We start from the raw sequence: 23,562 nt of genomic DNA, 5'->3' as shown, positions 1-23,562 counted from the left end.
TATCTATTTATCGAATTTTCAGTGTTGCCAAACCAGCCAAGACCAGAATGACGGTAATAATCCAAAAGCGCACAATGACTCGGGGCTCCGGCCACCCTTTTAACTCAAAGTGGTGGTGCAGAGGCGCCATGCGAAAAATTCTCTTCCCCGTTAATTTAAAGGATGCCACCTGCAAAATTACGGAAACCGTCTCCATCACAAACACACCACCCATGATGAACAGAATAATTTCATGACGGGTAATTACCGCAATAATTCCCAGCGCCGCCCCCAGTGCCAGAGCGCCCACGTCCCCCATAAACACCTGGGCCGGATAAGTGTTAAACCATAAGAACCCAAGTCCGGCACCACCGAGAGCAGCGCAGAACACCGCCAACTCCCCAGCTCCTGGAATTGCGGGAATATGCAGGTAGTCAGCAAATTCCATATGGCCGGATAAATAAGCAATCACCCCAAGTGCTCCACCCACCATCACAGTAGGCATAATCGCCAAGCCATCGAGGCCATCAGTCAGGTTAACCGCGTTACTGGAGCCAACAACGACAAAGTAGGTCAGCAATATAAAAGATATCGGTCCCAGGTTTATCGCAACATCTTTAAAAAAGGGAACAAAAAACTGGGTCTCTGCCGGGCTTGAAGCACTCATATACAGATAAATAGCTGCACCCAACCCGGCAACGGATTGCCAGAAATATTTCCAGCGAGCAATAAGGCCACGGGGGTTTTTATAAACGACTTTTTTATAGTCATCCACGAAGCCCACAGCACCGAAAACAAAGGTAACTAATAAAGTAACCCACACGTAACGATTGCTGAGGTCAGACCAGAGTAGGGCTGAGGCAAAAATTGAGGCGAGAATCAAGGTGCCGCCCATAGTCGGGGTGCCAGATTTACTCAAATGGCTTTGTGGACCATCATCGCGAACAGCCTGCCCCACCTGTAAATGGTTCAACCAGTGAATCATGCGCGGACCCACAAGTAATGAAATACCCAGAGCCGTCAAAGCAGCAAGAATTGCGCGCACTGTCAGGTAGTTAAATACCGAAAATCCGCTGACATGTTGTTGTAATAGCTCCGCTAGCCAAAGCAGCATTACTTCTCCCCTCTGCTATTGCCAAGCAGTGCCTGCGCTACCAATTCCATACGGGCGCTGCGTGATCCTTTAACCAAAACTGTGGTTTGTTCATCCAATTGTTGAGCGAGAGCAGTAACCAGGGGTTCTCTCTCGCGATAATTGCGCAGCGACTCTTGCCTCCCCGCAGAAAAGGCCATGCTGGCGGCAGTACCCAGCGGCCCCAAGGTAAACAGCGCATCCAAGCCCCGCTCTCGTGCCAAAGCTCCAACGCTTCTATGCATTTCCTCCGCGTCCGGCCCCAACTCGGCCATATCCCCCAGCACCAGAATTTTTTTACCTGAACGCTGTGACAGCAAGTCAATGGCCGCACCTACTGAGCCCGGGTTCGCGTTGTAACTGTCATCGATAACGGTTGCACCGGCTATACCTGCCTGCTCCTGCAAGCGCCCAGCAACCCCCGTCACCGTGTTAAGTCCGCTGATTATTTCCACCGCAGGTATTCCCGCAGCAAAAGCACATCCAGCAGCAACGAGAGCGTTGTGAACGTTGTGCTCACCAAGCAATTTCAGGCTAACAGGGTGGGCAACGCCTTCAATTACCAAGTCAAATGAAGGGCAACCGTTAGGGTTCAATACAATATTATCCGCATGGATAGCACACTCATTGGATAAGCCAATACCCAGAGTCTTTACCCCTTCGGGCATATTCTCCAACCAGTAATTCGCATAGCCATCATCGGTATTGATCACCGCCGTCGCCGATACATCCAAACTGGTATAAATTTGGCCCTTGGCTTTTGCAATAGCATCAACAGAGCCAAAGCCCTCGACATGCGCTGGCAATACGTTATTTACCGCCGTCACCTGCGGCTTGCCGATACTACACAGGTAGCCAATATCGTCAGGGCCGTTAGCTCCCATTTCGAGAATCAACACATCGTGTTGCGCTGTCAGCCCAAACAAAGTCATGGGTAAACCGAACTGGTTGTTCAGGTTTCCCTCGGTTACGCAGGGTGTATGACTCTGGGAAAAAATTGCAGACAGCATCTCTTTAACAGTGGTTTTACCGCAGGACCCTGTGATCGCCACAACCGGACCGTCAAACTGCTCACGACACAGTAAGCCAATTTGTCCCAATGCGACCGTCGTATCTTCAACGCGCCACTGCGGTAAACTGCAACTGGGTACTTCACGATCGACGACCAATCCCAATACCTGGCCATCCAGCTCACCGACAAAGTCGTGAGCATCAAAATTTTCGCCAACCAGAGCAACAAATAAAGATTTGGGGTCCAGCTCGCGGGTATCCGTACAAACCAGTTCAAACTCCACAGAGCCATTGATTAACTCACCACCAAAACGGCTTTGCAGTTGCTGCAACGTAAGGGAATTAATCACCTTGGCTCTCCTTGCCTTCACTTGACTGGCCCGGTTCATCCACGCGGGCTTTGAGAGCTGCAGCAGCTTGCTCACGATCGCAGAAGTGAATTTTTTCACTGCCGATAATTTGGTAATTCTCGTGCCCTTTACCGGCGATCAATACAATATCCCCCGGTTGGGCTGCAGATACCGTCTGAGATATCGCTGTCGCGCGATCAATTTCAACTTCGATATTACTGGCAGCCCCTTCGAGAATATCGTCGATAATTTTTTGTGGCTCCTCGCTACGCGGATTATCGCTAGTCACAATGGCACGGTCCGCCATCTCGGAGGCAATACGCCCCATCGCCGCGCGCTTACCCGTATCCCGGTCACCGCCACAACCAAAAACACACCACAAATTACCGCGACAGTAAGGGCGCGCTGCGGCTAAAGCCGCGCGAAGAGCATCTGGTGTATGGGCATAATCCACCAATACACCCACATCATCGGAACCCTCAACCAGGACACGCTCCATACGCCCCGGTACCGCTTTAATAGTGGGGAAAGCGGCAAGAATATCTTCAAAAGGCATGCCCTCTGCCGCTGCAGCAGCTACGACAGCCAAGGCATTGTGAATATTAAAATCGCCGATTAAGGGTGCGTGCAGCTCACCGCTGCCCCAGGGGGAATTAAGTTTTACAGAAAAACCGCGCTCATGGCGACGCAGATCAGCAACATATAAATCACCCGCCTGCAGCCCATAAGTAATAACGCGCAGGCCACGCAATTTGCAGCGCTCTGCCAACTGGGCGCCAAACGGATCATCCAGGTTAATGATTCCTCGCTTCAATTTAGGCAGTCCGAAAAGTTTCTCTTTGGCTGCGCCGTAAGCGGCCATATTGCCGTGATAATCCAAATGATCGCGGCTCAAATTGGTAAAAATTGCCGTATCAAAAATCAGCCCATGCACACGTCCCTGAGAAAGGGAATGCGAAGAAACTTCCATTGCGGCAGCGGCAACGCCACTATCGCGATAATTTGCAAAGTCCGCTTGTAAACTCACCGGGTCAGGCGTTGTTAAACCCGTTTCCTGCAATTCGATTTGGTTATCTTTCCAGACACCATTGCCGATGGTGCCTATCAATGCTGCACTGCCAAAGTGGCGAGCCAGTAATTGGGAAGTCAAATAGGCGCAAGTGGTTTTACCGTTAGTGCCAGTCACTCCAACCAAGTGCATTTCACCACTGGGATTACCGTGGAAGCGCGCGGCAATTTCCCCTACCCGCTTTGCCAGACCGGGAACACTGACCACCTGGATATCACCACGGCTTTTACATTCCAACTTGTCGCCGTCGGCAAGCACTACCGCAGCACCTGCAGTAATTGCCGCATCGATATATTCCCGACCATCGACCACAGAACCGCGCAAGGCCATAAATGCATCGCCCGCTTTTATCTTGCGGCTATCCAGGGCAATACCAGTGACAGAAATATCGGGAATACCGGCGTATCCCGGCACTAATTCTTTGATAGAAACAGAATGTTGTTCGCGCTGACTCACGATTTTGAACCCCTCTCGCTTAACTGCGCGGCCAATTGCCCTTCCGCCGATTCAATTTTTTCCGGCGGAACCTGCAACAGGCGCATAGCACCAGTCATCACCGCACCGAATACCGGTGCAGCAACTTCACCACCGTAATATTTGGCGTGACTGGGATCATCAATAACAACTACCGCGGCAAGGCGCGGATTATCAGCGGGGATAAAGCCCGCAAATACTGAGCGATAGCGATTATCCGCATAGCCACTACTGCCAACTTTGTGCACAGTACCGGTCTTGCCGGCGACACGATAACCTTCTACAGCGGCAAGGCGTCCGGTACCCTTAGCACCAATCACCGTCTCCAACATCGCAGTAACCTGCCCAGCCAAGGACTGCTCAATAACCTGCTCAGGCTCGCCCGGAACTTTGTCACCGGATAAAACCAGGGAAACAGGACGCTTAACCCCTTCATTCGCCAGTACACTGTAGGCTTGTGCCAGTTGCACAGCGTTAACTGTTAAACCGTAGCCGAAGGCGAAATTAGCCCGCTCGATTGGGTGCCAGCGGCTGCGACTGGGCAAGATCCCCTGTGCTTCACCGGGGAAGCCGCTGCCCACTGCCTCGCCCAGACCCAAGCGATAAAAGAGTCCCCGCAGAGAATTTGGTTCCAAATCGAGAGCAATTTTTGTAATTCCCACCTGGCTCGACTTGGTAATAATCTTGGTGAGGTCTATTTTTCCGTAATTAACCGGATCCACCAGGGTTTTTCCCGGCACGCGAATATATCCAGGGCTGGTGTTTATTTCTGTTCTTGGGGTGTAGCGCCCGGTTTCCAAAGCCGCCAATACTGTTAAGGGTTTCACTGTAGAACCCGGCTCAAACTGGTCGATCAGCGCACGGTTGCGCATAGCCGCCGATTTAACCCCTTTGCGGTCATTGGGATTAAATGAAGGCTGGTTGGCCATGGCCAACACATCGCCACTGTGAGTATCGAGAATCACCATAAAGCCGGAAGCGGCGCCGTTTTCCGACACCGCCCGCTTTAATTCCCGATAGGCCAAATATTGCAGGCGCATATCGATAGACAAACGCAGATCCCTGCCCGGTTGCGCTTCCTGACGAATTGCCAAATCCCTTACCGTACGCCCTTTCAGATCTTTAATTACCTGACGTGATCCCGGCTGTCCGGACAGCCAATCGTCGTAGGCCAATTCCATTCCTTCCTGGCCGCGATCATCGATATTGGTAAAACCGAGAAGCTGGGCTACGACCTCCCCAGCAGGATAGAAGCGCCGATACTCTTTTTTACTGAAAACACCTGTAATACCCAGGTCCAGCACTTTCTCAGCCTCTTCTGGAGACAGGTGCCGGCGCAGGTACATAAATTCTTTGTTTCGGTATTTCTTCAGGCGAGAGCCCAGTTTGGAAGACGGTAAATCCAGCGCGCGAGCCAAGCGCACTAAATTCGCATCGCTTATTTCACTCAACAGCTTGGGATTGGCCCACAGGCTGTGTACCGGTGTACTGACAGCGAGAAGCTCACCGTTTCGATCGACTATTGAGCCCCGATAGGCAGCAATCTCTTCGGTGCGCAAGGTGCGGGCCCGGCCCTGGTCTTGCAGGAAACGATATCCGCGCTCAGCAGCAGGCACTACCTGCAGTTTGGCCAAGTGGAACACAAGGGTAAGAGCGAGCAGGCACAGCAGGACCGCCACCAGCGCAAAGCGCCAGCGGGCTATACCCGGCTGAATATCCTTTTTTTTGACTGCGCCCATGTTTTCCCAGTTGGCGTTATCTATTTATTTTGCATCCCGGCTGAGCATGCCACTCTCCAGGGCCTGAACTCCAAAACTCAATTAACGCAAAATTCTTTATAATTATTTAAAGGCCAAAGCCCCCAAACGCAGAAACCCCACCGGGCAAGCAGTGGGGTACTTACGTCTTCATCCAAGGCGGTTAAAACTTAATCCGCCACTACCAATACCTGTTCCGAAGGTGCTGGCATATGCATTTTTAATTTTTCTCGAGCGACCTGTTCGACCCGGCTATAGGCAGACCAGGCACTTTTCTCCAAAAGGAGACGCTCCTGCTCATAGCGCAATTCATCGTGGGCTTTTTGTGCCTTACCGAGCTCAGCAGTTAACTCTCGGCTTTGTTGGGTGGTATGAATAACAGATAGCGACGACAGTATTACCGCTATCCACATTACCCCCACTCCAAGTAGAGCCTTGCCAGACATAAACTCAGCTTCCCGCCAGCTTTTCTGCCACCCGCATTACTGCACTGCGGGACCGCTGATTTTCATCCACTTCAACCGTGTTGGCTTTCACTGCCTTGCCCACCGAACGCAGTGACTTGGCTATCTGACTATCCATAACCGGAAGGCCACGAGGCAACTGGGGACCGCGCTCTTTTTCCCGAATAAAACGCTTCACCATTCGGTCTTCAAGAGAGTGGAAACTGATAATCACTAGGCGCCCACCCGGTGCCAACAACTGCAGGGATTTATCCAATGCGCTCTGCAGATCATCCAACTCGCCATTAATATGGATACGAATAGCCTGAAAGACTCGGGTAGCAGGATGTTTACCTTTTTCCCAAGCCGGATTCGCCTCTTTCACAACCTCGGCAAAATCGAGGGTGCGCTCAAATGGTTTTTCCAGCCGGCGCTTTACAATGGCAGCAGCCATTCGACGGGCAAAACGCTCCTCGCCGTACTCTTTAAACACCCGGGCCATTTCGGCCTCAGCCTCAGTGTTGACCCACTCCGCTGCACTGATACCCCGACTGGTATCCATACGCATATCCAGGGGGCCATCCTGCATAAAACTGAAACCGCGCTCGGCCTGATCCAGTTGCGGCGAAGACACTCCTAGATCGAGCAATATTCCACTGACCTTACCGGCAGCTTGCCCGGCAGCCTTATCCATATCGGCAAAAGACCCATGCCAAATGGAAAAACGGGATTCACCGGAAAACCGCTGCTCTGCAAATTCAACAGCCTGGGGATCTTTATCCACCCCTACCAACTGGCCATTGGGCCCCAAATGCTCAAGGATTGAGGCGCTATGCCCACCCCGGCCAAAGGTGCCGTCGATATAAAACCCATCCGGCTCAGTCACCAGAGCGTCTACGGCCTCGCGTAACAACACACTGCGATGCAATTCTTGAGACACCCGGTACTCCCCTTATAAAGAGAGGGATGCCATTTCCTCAGGCATACCCTCTTCGTCTTCACTATCATCGAGCCAGGACATCCAGCGCTCCTCACTCCAGAGCTCCAGCTTTTTCCCCTGACCCACTAACATCAATTTCTTTTCCAGCCCCGCGTACTCACGCAGAGTTGGCGGAATCAATACCCTGCCATTGCCATCCACCTGCAGCTCACAGGCATACCCGATCAGCAGGCGCTGAGCGCGCCGAGCCACTTTGTTAAAGCTGGGCAATGCTTCAATCTTCGGGAGAATTTGCTGCCACTGGGGCGACGGATACACCAACAAACAGCGTTCCTCTGTATGGGCAGTCACCACCAAGCACCCCGCACACTCATCCAATAGCCTATCGCGGACGCGTGCCGGTATTGCCAGACGCCCCTTGGCGTCCATATTGATTGCGTGGCTGCCCAAATACACGTTTAGTGGTTCTCGCTTTGGAGATCGCGCCTCTCGCGACTCACTCCCATATGGCAGGTCAATGGAGAAAGATGTTCGACTTTAACCTGGCGGTGTGAACACCCACTTACTTATCGCGAATAAACCACAAATTTCCACGATTTTCCACTTTTTCCCACTCTCGACACTATAAAACTGGTCGACACAAAGTCAAGGAATTCGACCCCAAAGTCCCCATAACCCCTTGTAAAATCGCGGCCTCCAGAGAAGTGGCGCATATTGGCACATTGAAACTAGTCGGAACAGCCCTATCTGGCACGATCGCCCCCTTAACAGTTAATCAATTTTTTTGCGCCAAGAAGAGGCTTTAGCCGAAATTAAACGAGAAGAAATAGGCGAACACAAAGAGGGCTACCGGAGCCAGGACCACCACATCAGGCAAACAAAAAAGCCCGGCGAATGCCGGGCTTTTGAAATTGTTGAGCTGGCCTGTAAGCCGGGTTCTGTCGAGGACAATCATTCATCTGGGATGCCTGTCACCAGACACCTCAAGCGACCTACCCGCCCTCAGTGCGGGTCACACCTATAGAGGGCCTATTTGGTCTTGCTCCGAACGGGGTTTACCATGCCGCGGACTGTTACCAGCCGCGCGGTGCGCTCTTACCGCACCCTTTCACCCTTACCTGTACTCCCAAAAAAGGAGCCATCGGCGGTCTACTCTCTGCTGCACTTTCCGTAGGCTCGCACCCCCCAGGCGTTACCTGGCGTTCCACCCTATGGAGCCCGGACTTTCCTCCATCGCACAAGACGACAGCGATTGCCCGGCCAGCTCGCGGCGAAGAGTAAAGAGGCGACAGACGGATTGCAACAGGCAATTGCAGCAATCAGTGCCTTATTTTTGCTCCAGGCTCCAGTTGTACAGGGCTTTCTTTTTCACTCCAGTAATTTCGGCAGCGATCGCCGCCGCTTTTTTCGGCGGTAACTCTGCCAGCAACAGTGACATCACACGCTGCGCCTCCCCATCCAGCTCACTGTCACGAGAGCGCTCCGCACCACGTACCATCAAAACAATCTCACCGCGCTGCTGATTGCTGTCAGCGCGGACCCACTCAACCAACTCTGCCAGAGGCATCAACTGAAAAGTTTCAAAGGCCTTGCTGACCTCGCGGGCTATCACCGCTTCGCGATTGCCGCCGAACACGGCCGCCATTGCCTCCAAAGTGTCGGCAACCCGGTGAGGGGCCTCGTAGAACACCAGGGTACGGGTATCACTGGCCAACTCCTGTAGGGCTCGCTCACGGGCACCGGACTTAGCCGGCAGGAATCCCTCGAAACTAAACTTGTCACTGGGGAGTCCGGCGGCGCTCAGTGCGGAGATAAAAGCACAAGCCCCCGGTATCGGGGAGACTTTGATTCCACGCTCCCGGGCTTCACGTACCAGGCGATAGCCGGGATCTGAGATCAGTGGGGTGCCCGCATCGGAAATCAGGGCAATGGTCTGGCCCTGCTCCAAACGCTGCAAAATCTGCTCTGTGCGCTTGTCATCCGAGTGATCGTGATATGCCATCAATGGCGTATCGATATTAAAATGGGAAAATAATCGCTGACTGTGACGTGTGTCCTCCGCCGCAACCAGATCGGCACATTGTAGAACTTCGATCGCTCGCGGTACCATATCGGCCAAATTACCAATGGGCGTAGCGACAATATAAAGCAGCGCCTGATCCGGCCCCATAGCTGTTCACTCCAAATATAAATATTGCGGGAGAAGATTATGTCCGCCTCTTCCCGGCGCACCTCTACTGTAATCACCAGAATGGCAGCTGCCTCACTGGCAGTCGCACTGGCTGCTTGCCAGACACCGGCTTCCCGGCCAAACGTTTACCAGCCGGATTATTCGGCCGGCCACACCGCAAGCCGCAGTGAAGCTGTACGTATGCTGCGCAGTGCCGACACCCTGCCGGCACCGGCGCGGGATCAACAGCGCCTGCAAGCGGCCGCTATTCTATACGAGCTGGGAGATAAAGAGACGGCAAAAGAGGCGGTAATCAAAATTACGCCCGAACAGCTGGACGACAACCTCTTCGCCAGCTATGCACAGGTCTATGGCAGCCTACTTGCCGCAGACGACGACTTCTTTGAGGCCCTCGACCTGGCAGCCTCTCCACGCCTGGAAAATGTGTGGCCGGAGTTACCACAGAAGACTGCCTTACCTCTACGCAGCCTGCGCGCTGACCTATGGGGACTTCTGGGAAATCTCGACAGCGCAATTAGTGAGCGGCGCGAAATCTCCTATATCGCCCAGTCCGACGAAGCGATCACAGAGAATAACAACGGCTTTTGGCATCTCTTGACCCAGCTGCCCTCCAGTGAATTGCAGGCTCGCGCCACCCAAAGTAATGACACCCAGATGCGCGCCTGGTATCAACTCGCCCTGCTGGGCCGCGACACCCAGACGGATATCAGCTCACAGCTGACCGCACTCAGCCGCTGGCGCGAGCGCTGGCCCGCCCATAGTGCCAATTCCCATCCGCCACAGGCATTGCAGCTGTTAGAGCGCTTGGCCGCCCAGCGGGCAGACCGCGTGGCGCTGCTCTTGCCACTGTCCGGCCCCCTGGGCAACGCCGGCAGGGCAATCCGGGATGGCTTTATGGCCGCCCACTACACCGCTCTGAATGCTGGCGGCGCAACTCCGAAAGTGATGGTTTACGACACCGGTTCCGATCAGCCATTTGAGGAAATTTACCAGAGCGCCGTAGATGCCGGTGCGCAGATGATTGTTGGCCCACTGGATAAGAGCAAGGTAGCCAACCTGCTTGCCACAGAAAAACTGCCAGTGCCTACTCTCGCCCTCAACTACGGCGATGAGGGGCGCCTGACCACAGACCTGGTCCAGTTTGGCCTGGCAATAGAAGATGAAGCGCGGCAAATTGCCCAGCACGCTTACCGGCAGGGCAAGCGACAGGCAATGGTCCTCACCGCTGACAATAGCTGGGGGCAGCGCGGCGCTGAAGCATTTGAAGAAGAGTGGCTGCGCCTCGGTGGCTCAGTTAGCATTCGCCGAACGTTTAAGGACAACAGCAAGTTCTCAGCCCTGGTCAGCGATGCCCTGTTAATTCCCGCCAGCAACGCGCGCAAGAAGGAATTGCAGAGTCGCCTGGCGGCAAAGCTGGAATTTACCCCCAGACGCCGTGACGATGTCGATATGGTATTCCTGGCAGCACAACCCCAGCAGGCGCGCCAGCTCAACCCCATGCTGACCTACTACTACGCCAGTGACCTGCCCGTATACGCTACCTCTCATGTCTTTGGTGGCAGCATCAACCGCAATCGCGACAGGGATATGAACGGTATTCGCTTTACCGCCCTGCCCTGGCTATTTGAAAGCAATCAAACCAAGCAGGATATCGAGGAGCAGGCGTCGCCCGTACCGGCTTTTGCCAGACTGTATGCCCTAGGTGCCGATGCCTTCCGCCTCTACCCGCGCTTGCCTATGTTGCGCCAATTCCCGGAACAGAAAGTACACGGTCTCACCGGCGCATTGAGCCTGAGCGCTGATGGCCGCATAGTGCGCGAACAAATGTGGGCGCGAATCGACAAAGGGGTGCCGGTGCCCATCACTACCGTCGAGCCCCAGTTGCCGCAGCGGGAGCCGATTGAATTAAGTGGGAATCGTGAGGCTTTTTAAGGGCTCAAGCGGTACTGTCGGCAGCCAAATGGAGGCTGCCGCAGCCCGCTATTTGCAGCGCGCGGGGCTCACCTTATTGGAGCGCAATTATCGCAGTTCACACGGAGAGATAGACCTTATCGCCCGTGAAAGCGATACTGTCGTGTTCGTGGAGGTGCGCTTCCGCCGTAAGAGCCAATTCGGCGGGGCCGCAGCCAGCGTGGATTCACGCAAGCAAGCTAAGCTACTGGCCACTGCCAGCCGCTATTTGCAGCAACATAAACTGGACTGTCCGTGCCGCTTCGATGTCCTTGCCATAGATGGCGATGCACAAAACGTCCAGTGGATTAAAAGCGCCTTCGAAGCCTGAGGCAAAACCGAGATTTACCCCGTCAAGTTATGGTGAGTTCGAGCTCACCTGAATTAAGGACACAATGGAACAGCGAGTCGTAACCCTTTTTCACCACAGCCTTGAAGCCACAATGAACGCTGGCGAGATACTGGCCCCGCTGATTGCAGAAGCCAGCGAAATGGTGGTGCATACACTCTTGGCAGAGAGCAAAGTCCTGCTCTGTGGCAATGGTGTCAGTGGCGCATTGGCGCAAAGTTTTAGCTCGCAACTGACCGGCGGCTTCCAGCGCGAACGCCCCGGCTTACCGGCTATGGCCCTCAACAGCGACGGCGTCTCCATGGGCACTGTTGCCTCGAACCACGGCGGTGCAGACACCTTCGCACACCCGGTTCGCGCCCTGGGGCAGCCCGGTGATCTTCTCGTAATCATCAGTAGCGATGGGCGCGACTCAAACCTGGTTCAGGCCATGCGTGCGGCTCGGGACCGGGATATGGGCATACTCGCACTGACCGGCGGTGATGGCGGCGACTGCGCCGCCCTGCTCGATACCCATGATATTGAACTACGGGTGCCATCCGATGTCGCAGCAGAGGTACACCAAGTACATCTTCTGACAATTTTTTGCCTGTGCGACCTAATCGACAGTAGTTTGTTTGGTGGCTACGAGGAATAAACGATGAACAACAAAAAGTTGACCCTGGGGAAATATCTCCTGGCTGCCTTCGCGGCAACCACCTTGTTAGCTGGATGCAGCACTGTATTGGAGGCCACCCATGACGGTCCCATACAGCAGGACCCCGGCGAGCGATCTTTTGGCACCTATATTGATGACCAGCGCATCGAGACAGTGACCACAGTCAATATCAACAAAGCTCACCCGGACCTGAAAACCTCGAATATCAATATCAATTCTTTTAATGGTGTTGTACTGCTCACCGGCCAGGTGCCCAGCCAGGAACTGCGCCTGCTCGCCGGGCGCACAGCGGAACAAGTACAGAATGTTCGCCAGGTCTACAACGAAATTCAGGTGCGCGGTAAAGTCACTTTACTGGCTAGCACCAGCGATACCTGGCTAACCACCAAGGTGAAAAGCAACTTGTTTGCCAATAAGGAAGTAGACAGTGGTCGCATCAAAATCGTGACCGAGAATGGAGTTGTTTATTTGATGGGACTGCTAACTCCTGCCGAAGCGGAACGGGCAGCCGAAGTGACCCGCTCGGTAGGCGGGGTACAGAAGGTTGTAAAAGCAGTGGAATACATCAACTAATACTTCCCGCACTACACAAACAAAAACGGAGGCAACTGCCTCCGTTTTTGTTAGCGCTCAAGTCTGTAACTTATACGCGCTCTATAGCAACCGCTGTAGCCTCACCGCCACCAATGCATAGGCTTGCCACGCCCTTCTTGGCATCGCGCTTTTCCATCGCTGCCAACAGGGTAACCAGGATACGGGCACCGCTAGCACCTAACGGGTGGCCGAGGGCACAGGCACCACCGTTAACATTGACCTTTTCCCAGGGCAAATCGAGCTCACGCATTGCAGCCATAGTCACTACCGCAAATGCTTCATTAATCTCGAATAGGTCCACATCCGCCGCAGACCAACCGGCATTCTCCAGCAGCTTGTGCATAGCGCCGACCGGAGCCGTAGTGAACCACTCAGGCTCACGGGCAAACTGGGATTGCCCCTTGAGAACAGCCAGAATTTTCAAGCCGCGCTTCTCGGCTTCACTTTTGCGCATCAACACCAGCGCCGCAGCACCGTCAGAAATAGAGCTTGAGTTCGCAGCGGTTACAGTGCCGTCTTTACGGAACGCCGGTTTTAGCTGAGGGATTTTGTCTGGACGGGCATTACCTGGGGCCTCATCGACACTCACCTCAATCTCACCTTTGCGAGAGGCAATCGTGACCGGGGAGATTTCACGAGTAAAATCACCACCTTCAATCGCGGCCTGGGCACGCGCCAGAGATTCCAGGGCAAAAGCGTCCTGCTCTTCGCGGGTGAAATCGTACTTATCGGCAGTAGATTCGGCGAAAGTACCCATCAGCTTGCCATCTGCAGCATTTTCCAGGCCATCCAGGAACATGGAATCTTTGACCTCTCCATGACCGAGGCGCATACCAGAGCGGGCCTTGGCCAGCAGGTAGGGGGCATTGCTCATGCTTTCCATACCACCAGCAACGATAACCTTACCCTCACCCATCAGCAGGGCATCGCGGGCCATCATCACAGTCTTCATTCCGGAGCCACACACCTTGTTAACAGTGGTGCAAGGAGTGCCGACAGGGATGCCTGCACCCAGTGATGCCTGGCGTGCCGGAGCCTGACCGACACCTGCCGGGAGCACACAACCCATCAGCACTTCATCCACATCGGCAGGTGCCACACCCGCGTCCTCAAGGGCTGCGCGAATCGCCGCAGCACCCAACTGCGGGGCAGTGAGGGCTGAAAGGCTGCCCTGCATAGCGCCCATTGGCGTACGCGACATTCCGACAATCACTACAGGGTCCGAAGTTACATCACTCATTCTGGCTGCTCCAAGTTCTGTGCCGCCATCACTGTGGTGGCGGCAATTGTTTTAATGTCGCCGCATTATAGCCGAAGCCCCACCCCGCTCCGCCAGGGGTGCGACCGGTGCGTATCAGTATCAGCCCATCGTGTTACTATTTACGCCACCAACAGGGATAAATAGGGGAGCGTTATGGGGTCTACGGGACTTATTGTGCTGGCGGTGGTCATCGCACTGTTCTTTTTCATCATCAGTATCTTTAACAAACTGGTTTCACTGAAAAACCACAGCGAAAATGCTTTTGCGCAGATAGAGATACAGTTAAAGCGACGCCACGACCTGGTACCAAATCTGGTAGAGAGTGCCAGGGCATACCTAAATCACGAGAGGGAAACCCTGGAAGCGGTAATCAGTGCGCGTAATACCGCAATTTCAGACCTTAAATCTGCCGCTAAAAACCCTACCAATCCGGCCGCTATCGATAAGCTCGGCCGCGCAGAAAGCCTTCTCAACAGCGCTCTGGGTCGCCTGAATATGGTGATTGAGGCCTACCCGGAATTGAAAGCCGACCAGACCCTTCGCGAACTCAACGAGGAGTTAAACAGCACCGAAAACCGCGTGGCATTTGCACGCCAAGCTTTTAACGACTGCGTCACCAGCTACAACATCTACAAGCAGAGCTTCCCCCCAGTATTTCTGGCCGGCTTTTTTGGCCACAGAGCCAACGCCCAACTGCTTGAGTTCGCAGACTCAGAAACCTTTCAAGTCGCGCCACGTATCGAGTTTTAAATATGAACTTTTACGTTCATCAGGACAAAGCCAAGCACAGCAGTCGTTTGCTGGTTTTCCTCTTCAGCCTGGCCCTCATTGCCCTAATTAGTTTGAGTACCCTGGCTACGGCGGCCATGGTGTCACTGTCTCGCGGCCAACCATTTACTCCCTTTGAAGTTGTGCAACTTCTGGGCTGGGAGACCCTTGGCTCAATAGCCTTTGTCATCGGTACCGTCGTTATTCCGGGCAGTCTGTACAAGTTCCATCAATTATCCCCTGGGGGAAAGGCTGTGGCGGAATCCCTGGGAGGGCACAAACTTAATACTTCCGCGCGGACTGAGCGGGAAAAGAGAGCACTCAATGTTGTGGAAGAGATCGCTATTGCAGCAGGTATTCCGGTACCCGATGTCTACATCATTGAGGACAGCACCATCAATGCCTTTGCCGCTGGCCAAAACCCTACCAACGCCATTATTGGCCTGACGCGGGGCTCCTTGGAAAAGCTTACCCGGGAGGAACTACAGGGAGTTGTTGCCCACGAGTTCAGTCATATTCTCAATGGAGACATTCGTCTAAACACCCAAATCACCGGGCTGCTCCACGGAATCTTAATTATTGGACTTTTGGGGCAGCTCCTTATCAGAAGCCCAGCACCCCACAGGCGCGTAACCCCCATAAGATATCCGCTACTAGGCCTGGGAATAACTCTGATTATCCTCGGCTACACCGGTACGCTAATCGGCAACCTGATCAAGGCCGCTGTCAGTCGGCAACGGGAGTTTCTTGCCGATGCCTCCGCAGTACAATTTACTCGCAACAACCTCGGTATTGCCAACGCACTGAAAAAGATCGGTGGCCGCGATTTAGGCTCAGAACTCAGCAGCCCCAACGCAGCAGAGTTTAACCATATGTTGTTCGCGGTTGGGGTAAAACACTCGCTGCTCAGCCTTTTTGCCACTCACCCTCCACTACCGGTGCGTATAAAGAGGTTAGAACCCGCCTGGAACGGCCTATTCGCCAATACGGAAGAACAGGTAAAAAGTGAAGCCCAGACTGTAAAACCCAGTGAATTGCAAAATCCTCAGTTCGCCATGGCCGCTCCTACAACGCCTTTCCAGGCTGCTCTGGATGCGGTGGACAACAGCATTGCCAAACCAGATACACACCAAGTTGAGCTTGGGCATCAACTGCTGGGTTCTATTCCACCTCTGATCCAACAGGCTGCACACGAACCTTTTACCGCCCGGGCACTGGTTTACTACCTTCTTCTGCACAAGGATAAAACCGAGCGAGACAAACAGCTAAACCTCTTGGAGAAAATTGCCCACCCCGCTGTTATCCGCGAGATGAAAAAACTCACACCACATATGGAATCACTGCCGAGCAACGCCCGCCTCGCATTGATAGACCTATGTATCCCGGCCTTGCGTGCCCTAGTCCCTCAGCAGTACCAGATCTTTAAACGAAACCTTATCAAGCTTCTACACAGCGATGGGAAAGTTGAAGTTTGGGAGTGGGCCTTATACCGGGTATTAATGCACGCGCTCGACGGCGCTCCAGATCGACAGCGCCTCTCCCACAGCAAACATGCCAACAAAGATGCTTCACGATTTATCATTGCAGCCATCGCCCATGCGGGAAACAGCCAATACCTTCCAGCAAAACGTGCTTATGAGAAGGGACTCAGTGCTCTCAGGCTTGAAATAACCCCGCTACCCGGCATCGCTGATATCACCCTGCCACGACTGGACAAGGCCATTGCAATCGCCAGCCTTATACCGCCCCTGGAGAAACCCGACTTACTGAAAGCGATTGTGATCACCTTGAATCACAATGGGGTAATTAAAGCGGAGGAGATCGAACTGTTAAGGGCCGTCGCTGACAGCCTGGACTGCCCTATGCCACCGATTATCGATAAGTCTAGGTAGCCGCACAACGCCAGCACAAATGCTGGCGTTGTGAAGCCTTAATAGGCGTGGTGCTGATAAACCGGCCCGATGCCCACACTCCATAAAATGACGGAGCCAATAAGCACCGTAACCATCATTACCAGGGCAACGGTTAATACTGCACAGGCATACAGAAAAGCTCGATCCTTATTCATATTCATCAGGATCGGAATGCCGGCAAAGACCAGGTAAATAGAATACATCCCGGCAATGCCTACCGACGCCATCGTGAGCCAGGGGTGCGGATAAAGGACGACGATACTCGCCAGGAAGATTGGCGTAGTAATAAACACCGCAAGTGCCGTCCCTTCATAATGGCGCGTGGGCTCATCGCCCTCAACCCCGTAGGATCGCGCCATCCAGTTAATAAACTCTCCGAGGCAATAGACGCCAACCAGCAATGCAAAGTAAGTAACAACCGACAGAACAGCTGCACTTTCAGGTGTCAGCTTTGCTAGATGTCCCCCAACCTGAAAGCCTACCCGGGTAACCCCAAAGTAACCGGCCACAGTAGGAATCAACGCCAGAAGCGGCACATGAGTTACAAACACCTCAAAAAAAGAATGGCGATCAGCGCGTATCGCTTTCCACTCTTTTTCCGGGTTGGTAAGAATACCTATTGTATGACTGAGTATCCGCACACCAAATCTCCCTTCCAATACCCTGCTTTGCAGTATCGGTGGCGCACAACAGATTGACCAATGCCAAAAGGGAATTAAGCGTCACTTTCAAATTTACTTGATTTATATCAGCTGTGGACCGACAGGCAATTTCGCCCGCTGCGCTTTGCTTTATAAAGCGCTTGATCAGCCGCTTTAAGGATATTCTCGGGTTTCTTTAGTTTTTTATTGCGGTGGGCAACGCCAATACTCACAGTAACTTTTACTGGCCTCCCTCCGCCCTTCCCCCTTAGTGAGGCCCCTGCGGCAAGACGCCCCGATGACCTTAGGCGCAGCGGGTAGCTTGAGATTTTCTCCCTGATTTTTTCCAATAAAGCTTCTTTCGCCTCGCGACTGCGGCCCGGAAGGTAAATAACAAACTCCTCGCCACCATAGCGAAACACGGCACCGTGAGAGTGGCGCGCGAGTTGAGCCGCAACCATTTGCAAAGCCTGATCACCCACTTGGTGCCCATAGCGATCATTCAGCCTCTTAAAATGATCGATATCAACCATGGCAAGGCTGTAATTCCATGTTGGCGTCAGCATCTGATAGCGGAAGGCCCGCCTGGAATGAAGCCCAGTCAGCTCATCGCGAAACGCCAATTCATAACTGGCCCCAAGCAGCGAAGCGACCAACAATATTCCCGCTACAGACCCGGTAAACTCGAGAGGAAAGCCCAACCAAACACTGCACAGCAGCAAAATAGAACAACTAAACAGACCCATAGCGGTGGGGCCAGGGTAGAGAAAAAGTAAGGCAAAAGCACCGAGAGCGGAGACACTGCCGATCAATTGTGGCAACGAAAATGCGTCGGGTAAAAACCCGGACAACCCCCTGGGCAAATTCTCGACCGGAAATGCCAGCCTCAGCGGCGCGCAGCAATCGTAGAGCAAGACAAAACCCACCCCCTCAGCCAGCAAAAACAGGCCCCACAGCAGCCCAAAAATACTGAAGACACTGCGATCACGACTGCAAGTAAAGAGAACAAGATTTACCGCTACCAGTGAGAGATATAGCGGGAGATCCCTGTCCAAGCTGGGGAGCAACTGGGAGTGAGCCGCGATGTATAGGGCCATGATAAGCAGCGCTGAAAGCGCAACCCGGCTTGAGCGAAAACCAAAACTGAGCAATGCTGCCATAGCCAATAGCAACACAGGCAGCTGCGGACTGTATAAGTGGGTCAGATCGATCCAGGGAAGATACTGCGCAACGAGAAGCACCAGAAGCATCCCTGGCAGCCAAATAAAGCGCAGCCATTGAAGGTACGGCGGCATGACATTCGCGGCAATAAAAGATAACGCGACATTATACGGACTTGGGACAAGCGTATACCCGGAACCGGGTCACAAAAGTGAAGGAAGGGAACTGGCAGGGCTTCAGAAATCTGCCCTACCAGCGAAAAGGAGCACTATTTAACGACACGCAGAGCCGGTTTTTTCACCGATTTTTTACCCAAACTGGTGGGTGGCGTCGGTTCGGGCGGCTCTGGAGTTTCCTCGGCCTCAAATACCATTCCCTGTCCGTTTTCCCGCGCGTAGATTCCGACCACAGACCCCACTGGAACTTGGATATCTGTCGGAACCCCGCCAAAACGGGCGTTAAACCTGATGGCGTAATTATCCATAGTCAGACTGGCAACCGCTGATTCCGAGATGTTCAGCACTATCTGACCATCGTCGTTCACATGTTGTTGCGGCACCAAAACACCGGGGAGGTGCGTATCAACCAGAATATAAGGAGTGCACCGGTTATCGGTTATCCACTCGTAAAACGCCCGCAGAATATAGGGACGATTGGATGTCATGGCCGGCTTGCTCACCAGTATTCCCTCAACGCATTTCCCGTTCGTATTCGGTCAGACTCTGCTGGAATGCCTCACGGGCAAACAGGCGGTCCATATAATCCAGCAACGGCTTAACCTGCTTGGTTTTCGGAAGACTGATTTCAAACTGCTCAAGGCGCCACAACAGCGGGGCCATGCAGCAATCCACCAGAGAAAACTCTTCATTAAAGAAGTACGGCAGGTCGGTAAACATCGGAGCGATACCAACCAGGTTGTCGCGCAGTTCTTTCCGAGCGGAGGCCGCGTCCTTACCACCGGCAAGGATCTTGTCCACCAGAGGACACCAATCGCGCTCGATACGATGCATGATCTGGCGGCTCTGCGCGCGGGCAACCGGGTAAACCGGCAGCAGCGGCGGATGCGGGAAACGCTCGTCCAGATACTCCATCATCACTTTGGTCTCGAACAGAACCAAGTCGCGATCTACCAGGGTTGGCAGGGAGTTGTAAGGATTGAGGTCAGCGAGTTCAGCTGGTTTATCATCAGCGTCCACATCGGTGATATCGACGGAAACCCCTTTCTCTGCAAGTACGATACGTACTCGGTGGCTATAGTGGCTGCGACCATCGGAGAAGAAGGTCATCGAGGAGCGCTTGTTGGTAGGCACACCCATGTTCAAACTACCTCAAACTTTAAGCCGGCTAGAGCCGACCTTTTATTCAAAATATAAAAGGGCAGTGAGTAAACCCACCACCCATTAGAGACAAACTAGCGACGGCTTTAGTGGTGCACGTCTTTCCAGTATTCGCGGTTCAGCAACCAGGCGAAGATAAAGAACACAAAAATAAACGCCAGCACATAGAAGCCAACACGTTTGCGATCTTCAGCCATCGGCTCAGCAATGTACTCCATAAAGTTGACGAGGTCATACATTGCCCCATCAAACTCTTCAGGTGTCATAGAACCCTTCACCTTGCCGACTTCCAGACTACCACAGGCAGCATCCATAATCGGGTTGCCGAGCTCATCGCGGACAACTTTACCGTGATCGCGCTTAGGGCCAGGGGCACATTCCTGCAAGCCTTGCAGTTCCATCAGAACGTGAGGCATGGCCACACTCGGGAAGACCTTGTTATTTACCCCGGTAGCACGACTGTCGTCCTTATAGAAGCTGCGGAGGTAAGTGTAGAGCCATTCCGGTGAGCGAGAACGAGCAACCAACGTCAGGTCCGGCGGCGCGGCGCCGAACCATACTTTGGAATCATCTGGACGCATGGAGATCGTCATCAGGTTACCGATCTTGTCGTCACCCAAAACCAGGTTCTCCATCATCAACTCAACCGGGATATCCAGGTCAGTGGCCACGCGCTCCCAACGGGAGTAATTGGCACTGTGACAACCCATGCAGTAGTTGACGAAGTACTTGGCACCGCGCTGCAGGGACGGCTTGTCCCGCAGATCGATATTGATGTGATCCAGCTCCACTTCAGATTCTGCACCTACCGCTTTAATCGGGATAAAGGTCAGCAGGCCGACAACGATAATACCGATAAACAGGATGCCGAAAGTTTTACCACCAGACGGGCTGGTTACACGCTCGGGCTCTGGGTAAACCTCATCGCGATTGGTAATCCAGGGCAGCAACGTAAAGAAGGCAGCTAGCAGCAGAGTTACAACCACCATGAAAGTATTCACGGAGTAATTAGCAACCGCCATCCACAGGAACAGCACGCCAAAGATGACACAAACAGCCCAGGAGCCAATGCCTTTCTTACTCTTCGGATTCGTCCAAACCGGCATGGTCAGGAAGAAGGCGAAGTAGAACAGGGTCGCTACCTGAGACAGGAAGTTACGATCCGGGGTCGGAGATTTAACACCCAGGTAGCCAAGGATAATAAATACTGCAGCAAACAGAAGCAGCAAGCCCTTCGGCAACCAACCCTTGTAGCGAATCGAGCGAACCGGGCTCTTGTCCAGCCAAGGCAGCACAAACAGCACAGCAATAGCGGCACCCATTGCTATCAAGCCAAGGAATTTCGCAGTAAGCGGACCGATATCCATGGTAACCGCACGCAGGATTGCGTAGAACGGCGTGAAGTACCAAACCGGAGCAATATGCGGCGGTGTCTTCAGCGGGTTCGCTTCTTCGAAGTTAGCGTACTCCAGGAAGAAGCCGCCCATTTCCGGGAAGAAGAACACAACAGTTGCGAAGATAAACAGGAATACCGCGATACCTACCAAATCGTGCACAGAGTAGTAAGGGTGGAAAGCAATACCGTCTTTAGGAATGCCGTTCTCGTCCTTGTTCTTCTTGATCTCGATACCGTCTGGGTTGTTGGAGCCAACCTCGTGCAACGCCAGGATATGCAGAACTACCAGCAATACCAATACCAGCGGCAGTGCAATAACGTGCAGGGAGAAGAAGCGGGTCAGGGTAATACCAGAAATCAGGTAGTCTCCGCGAATCCACTCAACCAGGCTATCGCCAATACCGGGAATTGCTCCAAACAGGGAAACAATTACCTGGGCACCCCAGTAGGACATCTGGCCCCAAGGCAGTACGTAACCCATAAAGGCTTCTGCCATCAGCACCAGGTAGATACACATACCGAAAATCCACACCAGCTCGCGGGGCGGCTTATAAGAGCCGTACATCAAACCGCGGAACATATGCAGGTACACCACCACGAAAAAGGCAGACGCACCTGTGGAGTGAAGATATCGTATCAACCAACCCCACTCTACATCTCGCATGATGTACTCAACCGAGGCAAACGCCTCCTCGGCGGAGGGGTTGTAGCTCATAACGAGCCAAATACCGGTCAACAGCTGGTTGACCAGGACCAATAAGGAGAAAACACCGAAGAAATACCACAGGTTAAAGTTTTTGGGCGCGTAGTACTTGCCCATGTGCTTATCCCAGGCCTGGTAAATGGGTAGTCTCTGATCTACCCAATCACCGAAATCTGCGAGCCATTTCATGCGGTGCCCTCCTGGTCTACGCCAATCACGATTACATCGTCGTTTTCATAGGAATAAGGCGGCACCTCCAAGTTGGTAGGCGCGGGAACACCGGTATAAACACGGCCAGCCATATCGTATTTGGAACCGTGACAGGGACAGAAGAAGCCACCCATCCACTCATCGCCACCCAGATCGGCAGCACCCACTTCCGGGCGGTACATAGGCGCGCAGCCAAGGTGCGTACACAGACCAACCAACACCAACAGCTTTGGCTTGATAGAGCGGTTTTCCGGATCTACATAAGCTGGCTGGATAGACTCCTCGGAGTTAGGGTCGCGCAGTAGAGGCTCCACTTTCTCCAGGTCTTGCAGTATTTCATCGGTACGGCGCACAACATAGACCGGCTTACCTCGCCACTCTACAGTGACCATTTGGCCCGGTTCAACTTTGCTAATGTTGTATTTAACCGGAGCGCCCGCAGCTTTCGCCTTGGCACTCGGCTTCCAGGAAGCGACGAAGGGAACGGCAACCCCCACCGCACCCGCGCCACCAACAACTGAGGTGGCAGCGGTTAGAAAACGGCGCCGTCCTACATTTACACCGTCATCACTCATGACGTAGTTCTCCCATCACAGCGACCCCGATAGCCCGGAGATTCGCTGGCCCAAACCCAAAAAGTCTTGAAAGAAGTCCCGCCCCGGCAGATTGCCCGCGCGAATAAACCCCACAAATCAAGCGGATACAAATCGGCGCAATGTTAAAGAAAATGCCAATTTGATACAAGGCAATGCTATGGGGAACGTCGGGAATCACGCGGCGAAACCGCGATAAATCCAGCAAAAGTCATAAGAGCGCTGGATAACCACAGATACGGGAATATAAAAAAGCCCGGCAAAAGCCGGGCCAAAAAGAAAGCTTAACGCTTGGAGAACTGCGGCTTCTTACGCGCTTTGCGCAGACCCACTTTCTTACGCTCAACCTCACGGGCGTCGCGGGTAACATAACCAGCGGCGCGCAGCGGTTGACGCAGCGCTTCGTCGTACTGCATCAGGGCACGGGTCAGGCCGTGACGGATAGCACCCGCCTGACCAAAGGAACCGCCACCTTTAACAGTGACAGTGATGTCGAATTTCTCGACCATTTCAACCTTTTCCAGCGGCTGACGCACGATCATGCGAGCCACTTCACGGCCGAAGTATTCGTCCAGAGTGCGACCGTTTACGGTGATCTTACCTTCGCCTGCTGTGAGGAATACACGAGCAGTAGAGGTCTTGCGGCGGCCGGTACCGTAGTATTGAGTAGTTGCCATCAGAT

22 protein-coding genes and 1 other RNA gene are annotated in these 23,562 nt (G+C 53.5%); 6 read left to right on the top strand and 17 right to left on the bottom strand.

Annotation, left to right across the window (positions count from 1 at the left end; translation table 11 throughout):
• Positions 1–7: 7 nt before the first annotated feature.
• The 9 genes from mraY to rsmI form a co-directional block, all read right to left on the bottom strand.
• The gene (gene mraY, locus ACJJIS_RS04405) at positions 8–1,093 is read right to left on the bottom strand and encodes a phospho-N-acetylmuramoyl-pentapeptide-transferase (RefSeq protein ID WP_413663013.1); all 1,086 of its coding nucleotides are present in this window, start codon (positions 1,091–1,093) and stop codon (positions 8–10) included.
• Entirely contained in the window at positions 1,093–2,472 is a 1,380-nt protein-coding gene (locus tag ACJJIS_RS04400) for a UDP-N-acetylmuramoyl-tripeptide--D-alanyl-D-alanine ligase (protein WP_475709558.1), read from the bottom strand. Before ACJJIS_RS04400 ends, mraY begins: the two co-directional genes overlap by 1 nt.
• Entirely contained in the window at positions 2,465–3,997 is a 1,533-nt protein-coding gene (locus ACJJIS_RS04395; protein ID WP_475709557.1) for a UDP-N-acetylmuramoyl-L-alanyl-D-glutamate--2,6-diaminopimelate ligase, read from the bottom strand. The genes ACJJIS_RS04400 and ACJJIS_RS04395 overlap by 8 nt, the downstream gene beginning before the upstream one ends.
• Complete coding sequence (locus ACJJIS_RS04390) at positions 3,994–5,754, bottom strand: peptidoglycan D,D-transpeptidase FtsI family protein (protein WP_475709556.1); 1,761 nt, start codon at positions 5,752–5,754, stop codon at positions 3,994–3,996. The genes ACJJIS_RS04395 and ACJJIS_RS04390 overlap by 4 nt, the downstream gene beginning before the upstream one ends.
• A gap of 188 nt (positions 5,755–5,942) precedes the next feature.
• Positions 5,943–6,218: a cell division protein FtsL gene (ftsL, locus tag ACJJIS_RS04385; RefSeq protein ID WP_413663017.1), complete on the bottom strand. Its 276-nt coding sequence runs from the start codon at positions 6,216–6,218 to the stop codon at positions 5,943–5,945.
• 4 nt (positions 6,219–6,222) lie between these two features.
• Positions 6,223–7,155: a 16S rRNA (cytosine(1402)-N(4))-methyltransferase RsmH gene (gene rsmH / locus ACJJIS_RS04380; RefSeq protein WP_444907502.1), complete on the bottom strand. Its 933-nt coding sequence runs from the start codon at positions 7,153–7,155 to the stop codon at positions 6,223–6,225.
• A 12-nt stretch (positions 7,156–7,167) separates the two neighbouring features.
• A complete protein-coding gene (mraZ, locus tag ACJJIS_RS04375) occupies positions 7,168–7,611 on the bottom strand; it encodes a division/cell wall cluster transcriptional repressor MraZ (protein ID WP_282933875.1) in 444 nt (147 codons plus the stop codon).
• A 455-nt stretch (positions 7,612–8,066) separates the two neighbouring features.
• An RNA gene (rnpB, locus tag ACJJIS_RS04370) (RNase P RNA component class A) lies at positions 8,067–8,423 on the bottom strand.
• A 59-nt stretch (positions 8,424–8,482) separates the two neighbouring features.
• Positions 8,483–9,325 (bottom strand): 16S rRNA (cytidine(1402)-2'-O)-methyltransferase, encoded by an 843-nt coding sequence (gene rsmI, locus ACJJIS_RS04365; protein WP_444925700.1) that lies wholly within the window; start codon positions 9,323–9,325, stop codon positions 8,483–8,485.
• A gap of 39 nt (positions 9,326–9,364) precedes the next feature.
• Between rsmI and ACJJIS_RS04360 the strand changes: the two genes are divergently transcribed.
• From ACJJIS_RS04360 to ACJJIS_RS04345, 4 genes are all read left to right on the top strand, one after another.
• Positions 9,365–11,278: a penicillin-binding protein activator gene (locus ACJJIS_RS04360; RefSeq protein ID WP_444893029.1), complete on the top strand. Its 1,914-nt coding sequence runs from the start codon at positions 9,365–9,367 to the stop codon at positions 11,276–11,278.
• The gene (locus ACJJIS_RS04355) at positions 11,265–11,627 is read left to right on the top strand and encodes a YraN family protein (protein ID WP_444893028.1); all 363 of its coding nucleotides are present in this window, start codon (positions 11,265–11,267) and stop codon (positions 11,625–11,627) included. The genes ACJJIS_RS04360 and ACJJIS_RS04355 overlap by 14 nt, the downstream gene beginning before the upstream one ends.
• Before the next feature lie 64 nt (positions 11,628–11,691).
• Positions 11,692–12,282: an SIS domain-containing protein gene (locus ACJJIS_RS04350; protein WP_108734203.1), complete on the top strand. Its 591-nt coding sequence runs from the start codon at positions 11,692–11,694 to the stop codon at positions 12,280–12,282.
• A gap of 3 nt (positions 12,283–12,285) precedes the next feature.
• On the top strand, positions 12,286–12,876 hold the full coding sequence (locus tag ACJJIS_RS04345; RefSeq protein WP_444893027.1) for a BON domain-containing protein: 591 nt from the start codon (positions 12,286–12,288) through the stop codon (positions 12,874–12,876).
• A 70-nt stretch (positions 12,877–12,946) separates the two neighbouring features.
• Here the strand turns inward: ACJJIS_RS04345 and ACJJIS_RS04340 are convergent, their stop codons facing one another.
• Positions 12,947–14,137, bottom strand: a complete 1,191-nt coding sequence (locus ACJJIS_RS04340) for an acetyl-CoA C-acyltransferase (protein WP_444893026.1) — start codon at positions 14,135–14,137, stop codon at positions 12,947–12,949.
• Between the two features lie 174 nt (positions 14,138–14,311).
• Here ACJJIS_RS04340 and ACJJIS_RS04335 point away from each other — a divergent pair, with 174 nt between their 5' ends.
• Entirely contained in the window at positions 14,312–14,908 is a 597-nt protein-coding gene (locus ACJJIS_RS04335; protein WP_444893025.1) for a LemA family protein, read from the top strand.
• Between the two features lie 2 nt (positions 14,909–14,910).
• Positions 14,911–16,818: a M48 family metallopeptidase gene (locus ACJJIS_RS04330; RefSeq protein WP_475709555.1), complete on the top strand. Its 1,908-nt coding sequence runs from the start codon at positions 14,911–14,913 to the stop codon at positions 16,816–16,818.
• 38 nt (positions 16,819–16,856) lie between these two features.
• Here ACJJIS_RS04330 and ACJJIS_RS04325 read toward each other — a convergent pair whose 3' ends face one another.
• From ACJJIS_RS04325 to rpsI, 7 genes are all read right to left on the bottom strand, one after another.
• The gene (locus ACJJIS_RS04325; RefSeq protein WP_282933883.1) at positions 16,857–17,480 is read right to left on the bottom strand and encodes a Yip1 family protein; all 624 of its coding nucleotides are present in this window, start codon (positions 17,478–17,480) and stop codon (positions 16,857–16,859) included.
• A gap of 107 nt (positions 17,481–17,587) precedes the next feature.
• Positions 17,588–18,775 carry a GGDEF domain-containing protein gene (locus ACJJIS_RS04320; protein ID WP_444915738.1) on the bottom strand — a complete coding sequence of 396 codons (1,188 nt, stop codon included), beginning with the start codon at positions 18,773–18,775 and terminating at the stop codon, positions 17,588–17,590.
• Between the two features lie 134 nt (positions 18,776–18,909).
• Entirely contained in the window at positions 18,910–19,305 is a 396-nt protein-coding gene (locus ACJJIS_RS04315) for a ClpXP protease specificity-enhancing factor (RefSeq protein WP_108735312.1), read from the bottom strand.
• A gap of 25 nt (positions 19,306–19,330) precedes the next feature.
• Positions 19,331–19,957: a glutathione S-transferase N-terminal domain-containing protein gene (locus tag ACJJIS_RS04310; RefSeq protein ID WP_108734210.1), complete on the bottom strand. Its 627-nt coding sequence runs from the start codon at positions 19,955–19,957 to the stop codon at positions 19,331–19,333.
• Between the two features lie 107 nt (positions 19,958–20,064).
• Positions 20,065–22,266 carry a ubiquinol-cytochrome c reductase gene (locus ACJJIS_RS04305; RefSeq protein WP_475709554.1) on the bottom strand — a complete coding sequence of 734 codons (2,202 nt, stop codon included), beginning with the start codon at positions 22,264–22,266 and terminating at the stop codon, positions 20,065–20,067.
• Positions 22,263–22,862 (bottom strand): ubiquinol-cytochrome c reductase iron-sulfur subunit, encoded by a 600-nt coding sequence (gene petA / locus ACJJIS_RS04300; protein ID WP_413663029.1) that lies wholly within the window; start codon positions 22,860–22,862, stop codon positions 22,263–22,265. The genes ACJJIS_RS04305 and petA overlap by 4 nt, the downstream gene beginning before the upstream one ends.
• A gap of 302 nt (positions 22,863–23,164) precedes the next feature.
• Positions 23,165–23,557: a 30S ribosomal protein S9 gene (gene rpsI, locus ACJJIS_RS04295; protein WP_413663030.1), complete on the bottom strand. Its 393-nt coding sequence runs from the start codon at positions 23,555–23,557 to the stop codon at positions 23,165–23,167.
• Positions 23,558–23,562: the final 5 nt, after the last annotated feature.

This window comes from Microbulbifer maximicatervae (SeqCode) (assembly GCF_056231245.1).
Note: the sequence above shows the minus strand (reverse complement) of the source record. Positions and strands in the feature narration are given on the sequence as shown.

Coding starts and splice junctions, on each gene's coding strand:
- rsmI (WP_444925700.1), bottom strand. CDS start 9,325: ATGGGGCCGGATCAGGCGCTGCTTTATATTGTCGCTACGCCCATTGGT.
- ACJJIS_RS04315 (WP_108735312.1), bottom strand. CDS start 19,305: ATGACATCCAATCGTCCCTATATTCTGCGGGCGTTTTACGAGTGGATA.
- ACJJIS_RS04390 (WP_475709556.1), bottom strand. CDS start 5,754: ATGGGCGCAGTCAAAAAAAAGGATATTCAGCCGGGTATAGCCCGCTGG.
- petA (WP_413663029.1), bottom strand. CDS start 22,862: ATGAGTGATGACGGTGTAAATGTAGGACGGCGCCGTTTTCTAACCGCT.
- ftsL (WP_413663017.1), bottom strand. CDS start 6,218: ATGTCTGGCAAGGCTCTACTTGGAGTGGGGGTAATGTGGATAGCGGTA.
- ACJJIS_RS04320 (WP_444915738.1), bottom strand. CDS start 18,775: ATGCCGCCGTACCTTCAATGGCTGCGCTTTATTTGGCTGCCAGGGATG.
- ACJJIS_RS04335 (WP_444893025.1), top strand. CDS start 14,312: ATGGGGTCTACGGGACTTATTGTGCTGGCGGTGGTCATCGCACTGTTC.
- ACJJIS_RS04350 (WP_108734203.1), top strand. CDS start 11,692: ATGGAACAGCGAGTCGTAACCCTTTTTCACCACAGCCTTGAAGCCACA.
- ACJJIS_RS04310 (WP_108734210.1), bottom strand. CDS start 19,957: ATGGGTGTGCCTACCAACAAGCGCTCCTCGATGACCTTCTTCTCCGAT.
- rpsI (WP_413663030.1), bottom strand. CDS start 23,557: ATGGCAACTACTCAATACTACGGTACCGGCCGCCGCAAGACCTCTACT.
- mraY (WP_413663013.1), bottom strand. CDS start 1,093: ATGCTGCTTTGGCTAGCGGAGCTATTACAACAACATGTCAGCGGATTT.
- ACJJIS_RS04345 (WP_444893027.1), top strand. CDS start 12,286: ATGAACAACAAAAAGTTGACCCTGGGGAAATATCTCCTGGCTGCCTTC.
- ACJJIS_RS04305 (WP_475709554.1), bottom strand. CDS start 22,266: ATGAAATGGCTCGCAGATTTCGGTGATTGGGTAGATCAGAGACTACCC.
- ACJJIS_RS04360 (WP_444893029.1), top strand. CDS start 9,365: ATGTCCGCCTCTTCCCGGCGCACCTCTACTGTAATCACCAGAATGGCA.
- ACJJIS_RS04340 (WP_444893026.1), bottom strand. CDS start 14,137: ATGAGTGATGTAACTTCGGACCCTGTAGTGATTGTCGGAATGTCGCGT.
- ACJJIS_RS04330 (WP_475709555.1), top strand. CDS start 14,911: ATGAACTTTTACGTTCATCAGGACAAAGCCAAGCACAGCAGTCGTTTG.